The 17,274-nt window shown below is 30.6% G+C and carries 19 protein-coding genes and 1 tRNA gene; 5 read left to right on the forward strand and 15 right to left on the reverse strand.

Annotated features, from left to right (window positions below; genetic code table 11):
- Positions 1-22: 22 nt before the first annotated feature.
- Positions 23-1,051, forward strand: coding sequence for an oxygen-dependent coproporphyrinogen oxidase (gene hemF / locus JJ844_02910; protein MBO6974627.1), 1,029 nt, complete (start codon positions 23-25; stop codon positions 1,049-1,051).
- Between the two features lie 28 nt (positions 1,052-1,079).
- On the opposite strand, the gene JJ844_02915 is transcribed toward hemF, so the two are convergent.
- Positions 1,080-1,637: a cofactor assembly of complex C subunit B gene (locus JJ844_02915; protein MBO6974628.1), complete on the reverse strand. Its 558-nt coding sequence runs from the start codon at positions 1,635-1,637 to the stop codon at positions 1,080-1,082.
- A 164-nt stretch (positions 1,638-1,801) separates the two neighbouring features.
- On the opposite strand from JJ844_02915, the gene JJ844_02920 reads away from it, so the two are divergent.
- Positions 1,802-2,437 (forward strand): ribonuclease D, encoded by a 636-nt coding sequence (locus JJ844_02920; GenBank protein ID MBO6974629.1) that lies wholly within the window; start codon positions 1,802-1,804, stop codon positions 2,435-2,437.
- A 3-nt stretch (positions 2,438-2,440) separates the two neighbouring features.
- Here the strand turns inward: JJ844_02920 and JJ844_02925 are convergent, their stop codons facing one another.
- Entirely contained in the window at positions 2,441-2,707 is a 267-nt protein-coding gene (locus tag JJ844_02925) for a hypothetical protein (GenBank protein MBO6974630.1), read from the reverse strand.
- A gap of 35 nt (positions 2,708-2,742) precedes the next feature.
- Complete coding sequence (locus JJ844_02930) at positions 2,743-4,050, reverse strand: hypothetical protein (GenBank protein MBO6974631.1); 1,308 nt, start codon at positions 4,048-4,050, stop codon at positions 2,743-2,745.
- On the opposite strand from JJ844_02930, the gene JJ844_02935 reads away from it, so the two are divergent.
- Positions 4,015-4,085 (forward strand) — tRNA-Cys (locus JJ844_02935). The two genes, JJ844_02930 and JJ844_02935, sit on opposite strands and share 36 nt — an antisense overlap.
- Before the next feature lie 201 nt (positions 4,086-4,286).
- Here the strand turns inward: JJ844_02935 and JJ844_02940 are convergent.
- From JJ844_02940 to JJ844_02950, 3 genes are all read right to left on the reverse strand, one after another.
- Positions 4,287-4,454, reverse strand: coding sequence for a hypothetical protein (locus JJ844_02940; protein ID MBO6974632.1), 168 nt, complete (start codon positions 4,452-4,454; stop codon positions 4,287-4,289).
- Positions 4,441-5,085: a histidine phosphotransferase gene (locus JJ844_02945; GenBank protein ID MBO6974633.1), complete on the reverse strand. Its 645-nt coding sequence runs from the start codon at positions 5,083-5,085 to the stop codon at positions 4,441-4,443. Before JJ844_02945 ends, JJ844_02940 begins: the two co-directional genes overlap by 14 nt.
- A gap of 136 nt (positions 5,086-5,221) precedes the next feature.
- On the reverse strand, positions 5,222-6,265 hold the full coding sequence (locus JJ844_02950; GenBank protein ID MBO6974634.1) for a phosphoribosylformylglycinamidine cyclo-ligase: 1,044 nt from the start codon (positions 6,263-6,265) through the stop codon (positions 5,222-5,224).
- Positions 6,266-6,362: 97 nt separating this feature from the next.
- On the opposite strand from JJ844_02950, the gene JJ844_02955 reads away from it, so the two are divergent.
- Positions 6,363-7,886, forward strand: coding sequence for a bifunctional pantoate--beta-alanine ligase/(d)CMP kinase (locus tag JJ844_02955; GenBank protein ID MBO6974635.1), 1,524 nt, complete (start codon positions 6,363-6,365; stop codon positions 7,884-7,886).
- A gap of 11 nt (positions 7,887-7,897) precedes the next feature.
- Here JJ844_02955 and JJ844_02960 read toward each other — a convergent pair whose 3' ends face one another.
- From JJ844_02960 to JJ844_02980, 5 genes are read right to left on the reverse strand one after another with little or no spacing between them, the layout of a single operon-like run.
- A complete protein-coding gene (locus JJ844_02960; GenBank protein ID MBO6974636.1) occupies positions 7,898-8,371 on the reverse strand; it encodes a low molecular weight phosphotyrosine protein phosphatase in 474 nt (157 codons plus the stop codon).
- A 32-nt stretch (positions 8,372-8,403) separates the two neighbouring features.
- Positions 8,404-9,165, reverse strand: a complete 762-nt coding sequence (locus tag JJ844_02965) for a phycoerythrobilin:ferredoxin oxidoreductase (GenBank protein ID MBO6974637.1) — start codon at positions 9,163-9,165, stop codon at positions 8,404-8,406.
- Positions 9,166-9,876: a 15,16-dihydrobiliverdin:ferredoxin oxidoreductase gene (locus JJ844_02970; protein MBO6974638.1), complete on the reverse strand. Its 711-nt coding sequence runs from the start codon at positions 9,874-9,876 to the stop codon at positions 9,166-9,168.
- A gap of 6 nt (positions 9,877-9,882) precedes the next feature.
- A complete protein-coding gene (locus JJ844_02975) occupies positions 9,883-10,593 on the reverse strand; it encodes a heme oxygenase (biliverdin-producing) (GenBank protein ID MBO6974639.1) in 711 nt (236 codons plus the stop codon).
- Between the two features lie 57 nt (positions 10,594-10,650).
- Positions 10,651-11,082, reverse strand: coding sequence for a hypothetical protein (locus JJ844_02980; GenBank protein ID MBO6974640.1), 432 nt, complete (start codon positions 11,080-11,082; stop codon positions 10,651-10,653).
- A gap of 210 nt (positions 11,083-11,292) precedes the next feature.
- On the opposite strand from JJ844_02980, the gene JJ844_02985 reads away from it, so the two are divergent.
- Complete coding sequence (locus JJ844_02985; GenBank protein MBO6974641.1) at positions 11,293-12,717, forward strand: NADP-dependent isocitrate dehydrogenase; 1,425 nt, start codon at positions 11,293-11,295, stop codon at positions 12,715-12,717.
- On the opposite strand, the gene JJ844_02990 is transcribed toward JJ844_02985, so the two are convergent.
- Genes JJ844_02990 through JJ844_03005 form a run of 4 tightly spaced genes read right to left on the reverse strand, consistent with a single transcriptional unit; the run spans position 12,714 to position 17,258 of the window.
- Positions 12,714-14,069: a hypothetical protein gene (locus JJ844_02990; protein MBO6974642.1), complete on the reverse strand. Its 1,356-nt coding sequence runs from the start codon at positions 14,067-14,069 to the stop codon at positions 12,714-12,716. The two genes, JJ844_02985 and JJ844_02990, sit on opposite strands and share 4 nt — an antisense overlap.
- A gap of 13 nt (positions 14,070-14,082) precedes the next feature.
- Positions 14,083-14,937, reverse strand: coding sequence for a galactose mutarotase (locus tag JJ844_02995; protein MBO6974643.1), 855 nt, complete (start codon positions 14,935-14,937; stop codon positions 14,083-14,085).
- Between the two features lie 9 nt (positions 14,938-14,946).
- Positions 14,947-15,846 carry an alpha/beta fold hydrolase gene (locus JJ844_03000; protein ID MBO6974644.1) on the reverse strand — a complete coding sequence of 300 codons (900 nt, stop codon included), beginning with the start codon at positions 15,844-15,846 and terminating at the stop codon, positions 14,947-14,949.
- A gap of 44 nt (positions 15,847-15,890) precedes the next feature.
- Complete coding sequence (locus tag JJ844_03005) at positions 15,891-17,258, reverse strand: cation:proton antiporter (protein MBO6974645.1); 1,368 nt, start codon at positions 17,256-17,258, stop codon at positions 15,891-15,893.
- Between the last annotated feature and the right edge of the window lie 16 nt (positions 17,259-17,274).

Below are 17,274 nucleotides of genomic sequence, written 5' to 3' on the forward strand. Positions count from 1 at the left end.
TTCTTCAAGATTTACTAAATACATGTTCAGAGAACCTCCTAAAAACTCCAGAGAAAAAACTAAAAATCTCTTATTAACTCTACAAGACAAAATTTGTTCAGGGCTTGAAAGTGTAGATGGGAAAGGAAAATTTATAGAAGAATCCTGGCTAAGAGACGAAGGTGGTGGTGGGAAATCAAGAGTATTGAAAGATGGTTCTATTTTTGAGCAAGCAGGAGTAAATTTTTCTGAAGTACAAGGGAAAGAATTACCTCAATCTATAATCTCTCAAAGGCCTGAAGCAAAAGGTCATGAATGGTTTGCTACAGGAACTTCTATGGTTTTGCATCCTAAGAATCCCTATATTCCTACAGTTCATCTGAATTATCGATACTTCGAAGCTGGTCCTGTTTGGTGGTTTGGAGGAGGTGCAGACTTAACCCCTTTTTATCCTTATCTTTCTGATGTGAGAAATTTTCATAACGAGCATAAAAAAGCTTGTGAGAAAGTTGATAAAAATTTGCACAAAGTTTTCAAACCATGGTGTGATGAATATTTCTTCTTGAAGCATAGAAATGAAGCTAGAGGCATAGGAGGTATTTTTTATGATTATCAAGATGGTTCAGGCAATATTTATAGAGGAAATAATCAAAATGGAGAGGCATCAAAAGCTTCGCAAAATTTTGGCAAATCTAATTTAAATTGGGATAATTTATTTTCTTTAGCGGAAAACTGTGGGCAGGCATTCCTTCCTTCATATTTACCCATTATAGAAAAACGAGCTGCTCAAACATATTCATCTAATGAAAGAGAATTCCAGCTATATCGAAGAGGTAGATATGTCGAATTCAATTTAGTTTGGGATAGAGGGACAATTTTTGGACTACAAACAAACGGTAGAACTGAATCAATATTAATGTCCTTACCGCCTTTAGCAAGATGGGAGTATGGATATAAAGCTAAAAAGGGATCTCGAGAGGAATTTCTCACATCAATTTTTACAAAACCCCAAGATTGGTTAAATGATAAAGAGTTAGAGAAATTCTGTTTGGAGAATAGTATCTTTGATTAAATATTAATGAATTACTTTCAAACTAACTTTAAATAGGAGTTTTGAATAAAGAACCGTCACTTTTCAATTGAAGTTTTTCTCCAAGTTCATTTTCTAAAGAGATTAATTCATCCCTATGCGCTTTTAATCTCATAAAAGTTGAATCATTTTCATTTTCGTTGATCAACCTTAATTCAAATTTCTCCTCTCTTGCTGATTTTTTAAAATAAACAATGCCAGACAAAGGGCCTCCAATTAATCCTAGAAGAATAGGCCACCAACCAAATTCAGGATATAGTTGAATTATTACTAATCCCAAAGCACAGGAACCAAAACCGCCAAGAAAACCTAAAAAAATTGCTAAAAATTTACTAGAAACAACTTGTCCCTTAAATATTAAAATTCTTTGTTCAAAATCTCCTCCCGTTTGCTTCCATCCCCTCAAATTAAGCCATTCACATAAACCATTTAAAACCTTAACTGGCTGCTGAGAAGATGAAATCTCAACGATGGTTGTTCTATCTTTACTAGAAGCCCTAAGAAAAAAAAATAATCCTATAGCCAAAAGAATTGTCAGCAATAATGTTGAATTTAAGGAATAGGACATTAAATAAATTTTTTCTAGTAACTTGAGAATAAAAATTAAAGTTACATCATATTATAATTTTTTAGATTTATTCTGTAAAATATTCCTATTAGATAAAAATTCTTAATTAAATAAAATCTAAAGTAATATTCTAAATCTAAAATTATTTTAAAAACTGATTAAAAATGACTATTGAAAATAAAAATATTGATCTTGTTCATAACGATTTAACAGCAGATTTATACAATCTTTATAAAAAATCATCCTACCTAGCTATTGACACTGAAGCAATGGGTTTAATTCATGGAAGAGATAGACTCTGTTTAGTACAAATATGCAATGAATTTAAAAGAACATCCTGTATAAAAATCGAAATTAATACATCTTCTTCACCTCATTTAAAAACACTTCTTGAAGATGACAAAATTACTAAAATTTTTCACTATGCAAGATTTGATGTGGCAGCTCTAAAATGCAATCTTGAAATTAATACAAAAAATATTTTTTGTACAAAAATTGCTAGTAAGTTGGCAAGAACTTATACAAATAGACACGGTTTAAAAGATTTAATTAGTGAATTGTTAGGCATAGAATTAGACAAAAGTTCACAAAGCAGTGATTGGGGTAGCAACGAAGATTTAACAAAAGATCAATTAGATTATGCAGCAAATGATGTTAAATATTTAATTGAAGCTATGCACAAATTAAAAGTTATTTTAGAAAGAGAGAATAGATATGAATTAGCTCAAAAATGTTTTGAAATAGTTTCTGTACATGCTGATTTAGACATACTAAAATTCTCAAATATATTTGAACATTAAAAATCAATCTTCAGTTAAAAAATTATCTTCATCATCAAGAGTTTCCATAAGCTTATCAAGTATTCTCGAAGAACTTAATTTATCTGCATCATTTCTTTCACAAATTTCTAAAATATTTTGAGCAACTTGTATTTTTTCTTGAATAGTTTTTGAGCCTTCTTTTGCAATTTGAATTTCTACTTTCTTTTTAGCAGAAGATAAGCTTATACTCATAAGTTTTGCAATCTCTGCGCAAATTTTTAGATATTGCCGATCATTTATTGGGTACATAAAAGAATTAATAATTAATACACTAGTGCCATTTACTAAGATAACAAATGGAGGTTTATGGAATCTACAATTTTCTTGCTTGCGCCAGAATAACCCATTCGTTTTTTGCCAATTTTTGCTTGTTCTAACCTATCAACTTTCTCATTCAAAAGTAAACTTAAACGTTCTAAAAGAATTTTTTTGTTCTTGCAAACTAAAACACTTCCTCCCAATAATCTTGATTGCCTTTTTGCAAATGATTTTGTAAATTGTGGTCCAGATCCTGGAAGAGAAAGAGATGGGATTCCAAGGCCAGCAATTTGCTCTGTAGCAGTTCCTGCATTAGACAAGCCAACTTCTGCCATATTGGCCCAAATATTGAATTTACCTTTTCCAATCACTATATATTGATTTTTCTTTTTCCATACTGCATCTTCATCAATTAGAAATTTAACCTTACTCTGTTTTATAAAACCATATTTATTTAAATAACTTTGTATTTGAATCACATTCGCATTAATGCTCAAAGGCAAAAGTATTACCAAATCCTTTGATAAATCAAAATCCTGCAAACAATCAAGAAAATTATCAAGATTTTTAAGTGCTTCAGGGTATCTACTTCCAACTAACAAAATAATCCTTTTAAAAGAAATAATATTTGATATCTTCTCATTTGTTGCATTAACAAAATCCATCATTGGATTACCCAAGTATTTTGCATCAATATTTTTTCTATTCAAATTATTGGCTGTGATTTTATCTCTCATAATTAAATTTTTACATCTTGGAGATTTCATTAAAAATATTTCCCATGGATCCCATTCGGAACCTTTAAACTTATGATACAAATCGCTTAAATCCCATCCGGGGCCGCTACTCCAAGTATGATCACTTTTGGGTGTTCCAATAAAACTAAATTCGCATTCTGAACTCCAAGCGTAAAGTAATGGCAAGAAATCGCCTACTGCGATTATTTTGCAGTTATGTTTTGACTTTTGTTTTACAAGTAAAAAATTCCTTAAATTATCAATTAAAAATCCTGCAAATAAATCAAGCAAAAATCCCTTTAGGCTTTGATTACTAAAACCTCCACTAGGCAGCTCTTTTAAATATCCTATTTTACGAAAATTCTTTGATTTTATGGAATTAAATACATCTCCATTTCCTACTAAAGGCAAAACTTCAATATTTTTATTTTTTATTTTTTTTAACAATCTTTTTATAATTTCCAATGCAATTACATCTTCTCCATGGCCATTGCATATAAATAATAGAGAATGAGACACCTTACTGTTAAGATCATAAAAAGATTTAATCGAATCTTTTACGGCGGCATGGCCAAGTGGTAAGGCAGAGGATTGCAAATCCTTTATCCCCAGTTCGAATCTGGGTGCCGCCTTCTTAAATTTTTTTAAACATTTAATTATGAAATCTTCTAAGAACTTCAATTTCAAATAAAGGGTAAAAAGTTTCAATTACTTATCTATATAAAAAAATCTTTTCTTTATTATTTGTAAATAATAACTTATATTAATTAATAAATAAAATTAATTGATTTAATAATTATTTTCATAAGATCATTTACATATATTTGACTGTTTTAGTAATCATTATCGGCTACACACATTCCTAAACATCTAACACCGTTTGATGAAGTCCTTTTGCAATGATTACATAAAATAGGATCTTTCTTTGAGTTAAGATTAATTTTTGCATTATTATGATCGTTTAAACTAATTAACTCTTGTGTTGAATCAAATAGAGCCATTCTTAGAATCACCATTAGATTCGATACTAACAACAAGTGAAGCATTTGTGTTGGAAGAGGGTAGATCCATGATTTTTACGGTTTCTTTGGGTTCATCAATAATTTGATTTTCTTCAGTACTTTCATCAACTGCACACGCTTCAAGAGCCTCTCGCAGTAATGAATCAAATGTAGCTCCAGGCAATCTATGTCTAGCAACCTCTAGAAAAGTTCTTGGTAACGATTCAGAAGCAGCATCTCTTAAGGCAGGATTATTCTTTCTATGTTCTTGTTCTTCTTCTATGGATTTAATAAACCTCAGTGTGACATCTCTTTTGGTAGAAGCTTTTATCAATGTATCGTTTTCAGGATTAATACTATTAGGCTCATTTTCAAGATCACTAAGCCTTTTTTCCAAACTATTTAAAACTTCATTAGCTTCTTTACTAATATGAGCTAGTTGACCATCAGACAAATTAGGTAAATCAGCGACAAAAACTTTCCCATGATCCCTTAGAGTTAAAAAAGTAGGTCTTGGACCTTGAGCCTGTCTACCATTAAATTCAGAATTATTAGCTATTGGTCGTTTTGGAGGAGTAGGGCCAGCTGAACTACGTCTACGTGTAATTCTTTGATTATTTGCAAAAGGCATTGAATAAAAGGTTAAATCTAAATACTTAAACTTCCGATATGATTCGGCTGTGATTTTATTATATTACACTTATCTTTTTCATTTGTGTATAAAAAATAATTTTTTAAAACTCATTTTAAAAAGTTGAAAGAAAAACTTAAGTTAATATTTCTGGCAAAAATTTACTAATTATTGAATCGTCTTTTCGAACTATCTTTCCAATCTCCCAACTATCTATATCATGATCTTTACAGATATTTAATATTGGATCCTTAAATTTTTTATCAATAATTAAACAAAATCCCACACCAAGATTAAAAGTATTCCAAAAATCTTTTTCAGGAATCGTTCCTTTCTCTTTTAAGAATTTAAATAAAATGGGTATATCCCAAGAATTGGTATCAATATAAGGAATAAAAACAGAAGGCATACATCTTGGTAGATTCTCTGGAATTCCTCCACCAGTAATATGAGACATTGCTTTAATTTCTATATTTTCTGATAAAATTTGGTTAATTATTTTATTGTAAATTTTTGTAGGTTTCAATAACTCATCATAAAAATTTAAGTGAGAAACTTTTTCAAATTCTTCATCTATTTGATTATTATTTTGAATTATTTTTCTTACTAAACTAAATCCGTTACTATGAACTCCATTACTTTTTAAAGCAATTATTAAGTCATTTTCAGATACTTTTTTACCATCAATAAGCTTATCCTCGTCAACTATTCCTACGCAAAATCCTGCAAGATCATACTTATTTTTTGAATAAAATCCTGGCATTTCAGCAGTTTCTCCACCGAGTAATGAACAGTTATTTTCTCCACAAGCATGTGCAATACCCTTTACAACATGCAATAATTGTCTCTTATCAAGCTTACCAGTAGCAATATAATCAAGAAAAAATAAAGGTTTTGCGCCGCTAGTAATAATATCATTCATGCACATAGCAACTAAATCTATACCAACCTCGAAGTGGAAGTTTTTACTTTGGGCTAATTCTAATTTTGTTCCAACACCATCAGTTCCTGAAACAAGAACTGGTTTTTTAAAAATATCGATTGGAATTCTAAACAAACCTCCGAACCCACCAATGCCCTCAATCACATTTGATGTATGAGTTCCTTCAACTGCCTGTTTAATTTCGGAAACAAATTCTCGCCCAGCTTCTATATCAACACCTGATGTTTTGTAATCCATTAAATAAAAATGATAGACTTTCCCTATATAGATATTCCTCTGAAGATTGCTTTTGTCCAGTAATTATTTATCAAATAGATTTATTTTTTAAAAACAAGTGAAGAAAGTTATCATAAGGAAAACTGAAGAAATAGAAAATTGGAGGAGAAATATAAATAGTGAAATTAACTTCATTCCAACAATGGGTAATCTTCATAATGGACATATAAAACTAATATCAACAGCAAAAAATGACAATTCTAATGTTAATTTAGTAAGTATTTTCATTAATCCACTTCAATTTGATAACAAGTTAGATTTAGAGAATTACCCTAAAACAATTGATAATGATATAAAAATCTCTTTTTCAAATGGCGCAGATGCCATCTTCATCCCAAGTAATGAAGATATATATCCACCGAATAATAAAAATATTAAATTCCTAAAAGCTCCCAAAGAATTATCTTCTGCATTATGTGGATTAAATCGAATTGGACATTTTGATGGCGTTTGTACAGTAGTTTATAGACTACTTAATCTCATCAAGCCAAAAAATCTTTACTTAGGAGAAAAAGATTGGCAACAACTTTTAATTTTAAAAAATCTTGTCCAAAGTAAAAAATTAAATGTTGCTATTAAATCTATTGCTACACAAAGAGATTTTGATGGGATTCCTTTAAGTTCACGAAATGTACATTTATCAAAAAACGAAAGAAAATTGATTAGTTTTTTTTCAAGTGAGTTGTTAGAGGCAAAAAAAATTTTTCAAAAAGAAAAAAAGATTAATTTAAACGAAATAATTAAAAAGCTATCAGCAAAAAAAATTACAATTGAATATTTGGAACATTTACATCCTCATACACTCCAAAAAGCAAGACTTGAGGATAATATTTCGTTACTTGCTGGTGCGGTAAGATGTAGAGAAACAAGATTAATTGATCACGTTTTTCTAATGAAAAGAAGACCAATTATTGCAATTGATGGTCCTGCAGGATCAGGTAAAAGTACTGTAACAAAGTTAATAGCGAAGAAACTTAAACTTTTATATTTAGACACTGGAGCAATGTATAGGGCATTGAGTTGGCTTATGATAAAAAAAAGTATTGATTATAAAAAAGAAAAAAAATTACAGAATATTCTTAAAGATATATCTATTGTTTTCAAGTCAAATACAAATTCACATCAGGATGTTTTTATTAATAACTACTGTGTTACTGAAGAAATTAGATCACAAGAGATAAGTTCCATTGTTTCTCAAATTTCTTCAATAAAAGAAGTAAGAAAATTCTTAGTAGAAGAACAAAGAAAAATTGGAGAATCAGGCGGGCTCGTGGCTGAGGGAAGAGATATAGGAACTACTGTTTTTCCTAATGCAGAACTTAAAATATTTTTAACTGCTAGCATCGATGAAAGGGCCAAAAGAAGGAAATCTGACGAACAAAGTAAAGACTCACAAGAAATAGATCTTGATACCTTAAAGCAACTTATCAAGAAAAGAGATTTTGAAGATTCCAATAGGGAAATTTCACCTCTAATAAAAGCTAATGATGCAATAGAAATTATTACGGATAGATATTCCATTAATGAGGTAGTAGATAAAATTATTGATCTTTATAATGACAAGATTCCTAAAGAGGCTTAGATCAAATAAATTCAAGAAATACTTCCCAAAAAACCGTTTACAGAGTCTTCTAAAATATCAAGGACATAGTCAAAGCCCTCATCACCTCCAAAATACGGGTCAGGAACTTCTTGCTCATGAAAAACTGATCTAAAATCTTGTATTTTTTTAATTGATGCAAAATCAGTTGAAGCTGTTCTATTTTTAAGATCATGTATATTTCTAAAATTTGAGTTATCCATAGCAAGAATATAGTTAAATTCGTCAAAATCTTTGCTAGTAATTTGACGAGCCCTGCTTAAGATATTTATATCTCTTCTTTCTGCCGCAATTCTCATCCTAGAGTCAGCTTTTTTCCCAATATGCCAACTCCCAGTTCCAGCAGAATCTACAATAAAGCTATCGGTTAATCCTTTCTTTTCAAGTAGACTTATAAAGATAGCTTCTGCTGCAGGAGACCTACAAATATTTCCCAAACATACAAAAAGAACAGAGATTTTTTTCATATGATTTCAAATTCCAATAAATTATAAGACTTTTAAGTAGTAAATAAAACTTCTTTAATTAAAGATTCAGTAAATTCTTTACCAAACAAACTCGACAACATTGGTCTCGCTGGATCATTATCTCTTCTATATTTTAAATAATTATTTTGACCATTTATTAATTCTTTTTGCAGTTCCATATTGGCTTCTTTGCTCTCGAAAAGAATTTCCAAATACAAATTAAGATATTCCTTAAATGAGGCATAAAGCTGATTAGCTATTAAAAAATCACTTCTTTCTTCTTTTGGTAATTTTGACCAGATTACTCCTGGAGAAAAAAATCTAGCTACATCACCAGACATTGTCTCAGCTAAAGGGAGTGATGAATGACAACGAGTTTTAAGTTCTATCAATTTTTTTAATAATTTATTACTATACTGATTTTCTATTTTTAATGAAGGCTGAAAGTCTAATACTAATAAATGACTATTAGGTAGAGAAACAAAATCTACTCCAAAAAATGGGACGTTATAAATAGTATTAGGAATAATTAAAAAATTCAAAACAGAATAATTTGGACTATTAATACATACTGCTCTTGCGAATTTAATTCTTTTTTTATGCGATACACCCCAAGTAAAGAGATTCACATTTTTTTTTGATTTTTTTGAACCATAAGTTGAATCTTTATAAGAATATTCCGAGGGTATTATTTTTTCTAAACAGTTATATTTACTTAAATTATTAGTTAAATATTTTAGAAAATTATGCCATCTCCAAGCTGGCCTATAAAAAATCGTATCTTGTATTAACATTCAATGAATAATCTCATTATTTAATGTGAAAAGAAATTTATTAATAAATTTTTTTGTCCATTTTTCTCCAAAAAAAGATTTAAACAATTTATCTGCAGGGTCTTTTTCAAAACTGTACTTATCATATTTAATTTGATTAATCTTTATTTCTTCTGTATTTAAAAATTCATTTACTGGATTGGATTTATAAATATTCAAATAATTATTTACAAATGAATGGAATATATTATTTAAATCTCTATCAAGATTTAATTTATTTCCTCTACATAAAATCACCCATGGTGAGAAATACTTTTTTGAATCATATATATTCTTCATTTTATTATTATCAAATGCAGAATATTTTTTCTTAATACTACCTAAACTTGAACAATATTTTTCAAGATACTTGCCCTGTTGAATTAAAGGTTGATAATCAAGTATTACTAATAACTTTTGAGAAGTTCCAAACCATAAAATATCAGCTCCTAAAATAGGCATTTCACTATCAAAGTTTGGATAGGCTACCGTATTTAATACTTGTAGTTTTTTGCCACCATCTAATCTTGTTATTCGCCACTTTCTATATTCGGGAGATGAAAAAAGCCAATTTTTAATAATATATTTTGCGTCTTCATTTTTATGTTCTTTGAATTCGCTAGATATTTGTACTTCATAACCATTTAATTCATCAATCTTGGTTTTAAGGAAATCAACTAATGAATCAAACATAAATTACTAAGTCTCGGTGCTTCCTTTCCTTACTTTTTTTGTAATGTAATTAAATACAATCTTCCCCAAAACAGCAATCAAGTTACCTTCAAGCTCCTTAAACATTTTCATATTGTAGGTAAAAGCTTGATTAGCTTCATCAATAATTTGATCAGCAGTCTTTTGATTTATTGGAAGTTGATTTAAAGTAAGGGAATATTCTTCCTTGAATTTCTTTTCATCAGCAATTAATTCAAACTCATAAAAATTTAAACCATCATTTCCCTGCAAATTTAATGCTTTTTTTGCGATCCTTTTCAAAATTTGTCCCCCAGATAAATCTCCTATGTAGCGTGTGTAGTGGTGACCAACCAATAGCTCTGGTGAATTTTTTGCCACCTCTCGGATTCTTTCAACATATTCTTTTGCTGAGTGAGAGATATTAATTTCGTTCTTCCAGTTTTCACCATAATAAAATTTAAGATCATTTATAAGAGTTTCTTTCCTGAATAATGATTTAAAACCTATAGGTTTTATTACCGGATGTTCCTCGTTGACCAGTCTTTCAATTTCTTCTTCCATAGCCTCATAAACAAAATATAAATCACTAATTAATTTTCTATAAGATTTTTTTTCAACAACTCCTTTTAAAAAACAAGCTACAAAGCCAGTATTTTCTGCCATAGTGTGGGATTTTTTTGTCCCTTCTCTTAATTGTCCTGCAAGAGCGACTGCCATATATTTTGAATTATTTTTGTAAGTGTATTTAATCTACAAGGAAAATACGTAAAACAGCTAATTTTTGTTACCAGCGGATGTTGTAGAGAATAACTTATAAAGTTCTTTACAAACCAAAAAAAGGTTATCTTTTTGTTCCTTTTGCGGTAGATGAGTGCCAGTCATTTCCCAATCACCGATGGTAGCCACTCTCCATCTCTCGGATGGGACAATCATACCTCGCATTATTATTCCCAACAATTTCGGAACTCTGTCATTATTATCATTATCAATTCTTAATTGTAAGAGTATTGCTCTACATTCAATAAGAGGACTCCAACCAGGAAAATGAAACGCAAAATCAATAGTATCTTGCATGGATTCATTATTTGAATTGTCCCAGGGACTAAAGTTTACGCTTGCATCTGGAAAATATTTCCTAAACAAAGCTGCAGTAGAAGCAATTTTATTAGCTATTTCAACATTTCTTACATTTGAACTCGCATTCATAAATAGCTGAGTGTTTTTTTGAAAATGACATAATTTGCTTTAACTTGCATATTAACTACTTTTTCTTTTAATAAAGATGTTGAAATGCTGATCAATAAAGTATTCCCTATTCACATTTGAATAATAAATTTCTAGGTTTTAAAGAAAATAACTCATCGCAAATTACAATACGGGGAACTTCAATGAGTTATCTTTTATTAATTCAATGCTATGCCAAAATTTGAAAAATTAATTTTACCTAATGAAGGCGAGATAATAACTTTTAATCAAGGCAATCCTAGTGTTCCTAATAATCCAATTGTCCCATTTATTAGGGGTGATGGTACTGGAGTTGATATTTGGCCTGCTACTCAAATCGTTCTTGATTCAGCGATTAAAAAAAGTTATGGAGATGAAAGAAAAATTAATTGGTTTAAAGTCTATGCAGGCGATGAAGCTTGCGAACTTTATGGAACATATAACTATCTACCTCAAGATACTATTGAAGCAATCAAACACTTTGGTGTAGCCATCAAAGGTCCTTTAACGACTCCCATCGGTGGAGGTATTAGATCTCTTAATGTTGCATTAAGGCAAATCTTTGATTTATATAGCTGTGTTAGACCATGTAAATATTATTCAGGAACTCCAAGCCCTCATAAAAATCCCCAAAATTTAGACGTTATTGTTTACAGAGAAAATACTGAGGATATCTATATGGGAATTGAATGGGAAGCGGAGGATAATAATTGTCTTGAATTAATTAATCACTTAAATAATGTTGTCATACCAAAAAGTAAAAATTTAAAAAATAGATCCATACCAAACGGATCAGGTATTGGAATAAAACCGGTGAGTAAATCTGGTAGCCAAAGGCATATTAGAAAAGCAATTGAACATGCTAAAAGATTATCAGGAAATAAAAGGCATGTGACTCTTGTACATAAAGGGAATATCATGAAATATACAGAAGGTGCATTTAGAGATTGGGGATATGAATTAGCAGTAAATGAATTTAGAGAAGATTGCATTACGGAAAGAGAGAGCTGGATTTTAGATAATATTCAGAAAAACCCAGAAATTACAATTGAAAATAATGCTCGAAAAATTGAACCAGGTTTTGACAAGCTTACAAATAACAAAAAAGCATTCATTTGCGAAGAAATTAAAGAAGTTATTGCATCAATATCAAATTCCCACGGAGATGGGAAATGGAGAGAACTTATTCTTGTTGATGATCGGATAGCTGATAGTATTTTCCAACAAATTCAAACTCGACCTCAAGAATATTCAATTCTTGCAACATTAAACCTTAATGGGGACTATGTTTCTGATGCAGCTGCAGCAATTGTTGGAGGCCTAGGTATGGCTCCCGGTGCGAATATTGGCGATAATGCAGCAATTTTCGAAGCTACACACGGTACCGCTCCAAAACATGCTGGCTTAAACAAGATTAATCCAGGCTCAGTAATTCTTAGTGGTGTAATGATGCTTGAATATTTTGGTTGGGATGAAGCAGCTAACTTGATTACTAACGGTTTAAGTAAGGCAATAGAACAAAAAAAGGTCACCTATGATCTCGCACGCTTAATGGAACCAAAAGTAGAACCCTTATCCTGCAGCAGTTTTGCTGCAGAAATTATATCAAATTTCTAATTGTAAAAATTATTTTTATTTTCAAAAACTTTCCAAATATTAACCAGTGAATCTTTAGTGCCAATGTTTCCAGGATGAGTAACAATTGGAAGTTTTGCGCCATTTTTTAGTTTGTAAGTCACCACTGAAATGCCTGTTAAAAGCTGTCCTTCAAGATAAACATAATCCGCATTAAGTCCTTTACTAAGAATCAAATTTGTTGTTATTCCACCTTTTGAAATCAAATATCCTATTTCATACTTCAAATCTGCGACTAATTCAGCAATAAAACAAGCAAGTAAATTATAAAAATTAAATAGTTCAGAAGAATCTAAAGACATAAATTTTCTTGAAGTAAACAAAACAGGAGTTTTTCCTTTCTCAAAAGAAAATCTAATTTCTTTCAAAAATTTATTTTTAAACAAATTCCTTCGCTTCTGATTATTATCGGATGAAATAATTTTCAAGAATTCAAAAACATCTAATTCAACTGGATTGCAATTACATTTCTCTAATAAATTATTTAATTGTATTGTTGAAAGTTCTACATATGATCCAACAATTATCAGTCCTGGAAGAAAACTCTTTTCTTTATTTCTTATTCTTAAATTAGAAAAAAATATTTCACTTTGAGAGACACTTTTTTTCTCAGAAATTGAACTTATAAAACTTGCTGCAGTTCGAAAAAGGAATTTTTTTTGTTTAATTAATTTTTTAATTACAAAAGAAAATTTTTTTAGTTGAGAATAATTTTCTACATCTACAACTACATGTTTATTATTCTTCAAATTCTTTAGTGTTTTAAAAACAATATTATTTTCTTCATCATTTAGCATTTCGATATCTGACAATAAAAGATTTTGAATATCTTCATAATTTATTTGAGATTTACTCTGCTGAAATAAAAGATCCTTGACATTACTTGTCTCATATCCAAAAATTTTATCTTTTGCATAAATTGTTTGACTAATAGGAGTTTTATCAACAAAATGAGATCCATTAATTGTTAATCTTTTACCCTCTATGAAAGCTGGAATATGAAAAGTAGCATCGAAAGGACCTAAGCAACTATTTAGAGAAATTGGCTCTAAAAAGTTATGTCCTCGAAGAGTAGAGTCTCCTCTACTTATAAAAATAATTTCTTCTTCATAGGCTTGAGAAGCAATTACAGTCTTAAGATTTTTGCAAATTTCCTCTATTGTTAATTTCGCATCATTTTCCGATAGTGACCTTGTATTAGCCAAAATAAAAAATAAATTAGATTTAGATTCAAAACCTTTTACTAAAGTTGAGCAGTCCCACTTAAGCATTAATAAGCAATCGTGAACAGTTTGAGAGCCTGTGGGATCATCATCTATAACAACAAATTTCATAAGTATTGCATAATTACTTAAGAGATTTTATTTGTATTGAGGCATTTAACCCTTTACTATCATTTGAAGGAATCATAATTTTTCTAAATCCATCAACAAAAGAATTTCGGGGACTAGTCCAAGGTTCGAGACATATCATTCTTCTTGGAGGATCACTCCAAATAACGCCTAGATCAAAAGGATATGGATGATTTAAAGTTACCTCTCTTTTAAAAATTTTATCTCGAAAAGAGCTTTTACCTGAAGTATACATAAGTAGATCAACTCCTAAATTAATTTTGTTTAATTCATCCAAAGTATTACTTATAGTATTTCTTTCTTGATCCTGACAATTAAGTGGATTATCAACAAACTCTAAATTTTTGAAATCTGAAATCTTAAAATAAGGATGCAAACCAAAATTTATAGGCATAGCAAAGTCTGTTTTATTATAAATTGTAATTTCAAATTCTAAACGGTTGATTTTTAAGGTGACTTCTATTTTTAGTTCAAAATCAAAAGGATAATATTTTTTGGTTTTTTCAGATGCATTTAAGAAAAAGCATAAAATTTTTCGATTTTCATTGAAGGAGTATTGCCATTGCAAATCCCTAGCGAAACCATGTTGTGGTAATTGCAAATAACCGTTTCCAAACACTGAACTAGAGGTATTGAGATTTCCACAAATTGGAAACAAGATTGGAATGCCTCCTCTAATACTTTTTGTTTTGTCCATAAATCTTTTTTCATCGAAATAAAGTATTTCATTACTATCCGAAACCCAATTTGTGATAACGCCTCCTCTTTCAGGACAAAATTTAATGTAATTATTTTTATCTAATTGAAAGACAAAAATTCCTTGTTCCTCATTAGATAATTCAAGTTTCACGATTATTACTTATAGAGAATCAACCCAATCCATAATATGCTGATTAACTAATTCAGGTATCTCATCATGAGGACAATGTCCTGCGTCAAGAATAATTTCTTTTGTATTCTTTGGTGTAAATTTTTTATATAGATTTCTTTTTTTTGGAGTGTTCATCCATGGATCTTTCCCTCCCCAAAGAAGTAATAATGGTGCATTTAATTTTGCGAATAGCTTATCCAACGGCAATCCCTGAGGACCTGATGGGTTAAATACACTTCTAAAAACATTAAAAGCTCCGAAATCTAGAGAAGGCTTCCTTATTGACTCAACTAAAAAATCATCAACATTTTTTTTATCAACATAAACTTGATTCAAAGTTTTTTTTATGTTTTTTGGATTTCTCATGTTCTCAAAAATCAAACGTTGAAGAACAATATTTTTCAAAAATATGCCGGCAACTGTTTCAATTGAAGTTTGCAACATATTCTTTTTGATAGTTTTTTCTTCACTAAAATATCCAGCAGCGTTAAGTAAGATCACTCCTGCGTTTAGCTCATTTAATTCTGCTCCAGCTGCTAATGAGGCATAACCACCTAACGAGTTTCCAACAATAATTGTAGGTTTTTTTATTTTTTCTTTTACATAAGCGATAACCTGATCTTTCCATAAAGATCCTGAGTATTCGACGTCTTGAGGCTTAGGACTTTTTCCAAAACCGATTAAATCCATAGCATGGACTTCGTATTTTGTACTCAAAACAGGAATATTAAATCTCCAATGATCCGTAGAAGCACCGAAACCATGAATTAATAAAATCGCGTATTCTTTTGATGTTTGTTCTGGTTTAGCTGAAACAGTGTGTATTGGGTAATTTAAAAAATTCCAGTCATAATTTACATCACCATTTATCAAAGCTGATTTTTCCATTTATTGAAAATCTTTTTGTTTTTTGATTCTAATAAACTTATTTCCTAAAGAAGACCCACAGGATCAGCTGCAACATCATCTGAAATTTTATTGCCATCATTTGGGGGCTTATCTTTTAGGACAATTCTCAATAGAACGGGTGCGAGAAATGTAGTTCCAATAACCATTAATAAAATAGCTGCTTCAAGAGAAGGAGTTAACAACTTAGCGCTTGTTCCTAATCCAAGGAAAATCAAACCAACCTCTCCTCTAGGCATCATACCCAAGCCTACAACTAATCTATTTGTAGGTTTATCACTTGAAAATACCCATCCGGCTGCAATTTTTCCAATAATCGCAACAACTAATAAAAATCCTGCAACTACAAGAGCTGATCTACTTGTTGGATCAAGTGGATTGATAACAGATAAATCCATTCCAGCTCCAACTAATACAAAGAAAATAGTTGCGAATAAGGAAACTAAAGGTAAAACAGATTGTTGTATTGCATGATTATTTTTAGAACTACTAAGAATCAATCCAGCTGCAAAAGCCCCTAAAGCTGCCTCCAATCCAATGGCTGTTGCCACGAAACAACACAATACAAGTATCACAAAAGAAGCTACCACCACGGCTCCAGGAGCCTTTAATCTATCTAATAACCAATCAAAACCTGGAGCAGCTGTTCTACTTAATGCAATAGCAGCAATAACAAACACTACAGCTGCTGCAACTAATTTAACAATAGGAGCAATTTCTAAAGTACCTCCTGCAGCAAGGGCGACTACAACTGCCAGAATAACAATCCCCAAAATATCGTCTAGAACTGCTGCACCAATAACAATCTGTCCTTCTCTAGTTTTCAAATATCCCAATTCACCGAAAACACTTGCAGTAATTCCTATACTTGTGGCTGTCATAGATGCTCCAGCAAAAACTGCTGGAATTAGATCTACTTGGAAAATAAACATTAATCCAAGAGTTCCAAACGCAAACGGTAAAATTACGCCAGCCATAGCAACAGTAAAAGCCTGAGCACCGACAGCTACCAATTCCTCTAACTCACTTTCTAAGCCTGTTAAAAATAAAAGTGCATATAAACCAAGTGTTGCTACTGCTTGGAGTGAGGGGAAGCTTTCGAAATAAACATCAGGTACTGCTTCTGGGGGGATTGACGCTAATGAACTAATTACATTTACAAGTCCTTCATTTAGTTCAGTTCCAGCTGAGGGCGGTATCAATAAATGAAATCCTGATGCTCCTATTACAACCCCTGCAAGAAGCTCACCTACAATCGTTGGCAAACTTAGTCTTACTAATACTTCTGCTAATGCTCTTGCTGCTAAAAAGATTAATAAAAATCTTATAACTCCGATCAATGTTTCAGCAACTTCTAAATCATGTGCACTTAATTCAGCAAGTAAAGAGTACATTTAAGTGTAAAAAATA

Origin of the sequence: Prochlorococcus marinus CUG1435 (assembly GCA_017644375.1) — a bacterium.
Classification (GTDB): Bacteria; Cyanobacteriota; Cyanobacteriia; order PCC-6307; family Cyanobiaceae; genus Prochlorococcus_A; species Prochlorococcus_A marinus_AH.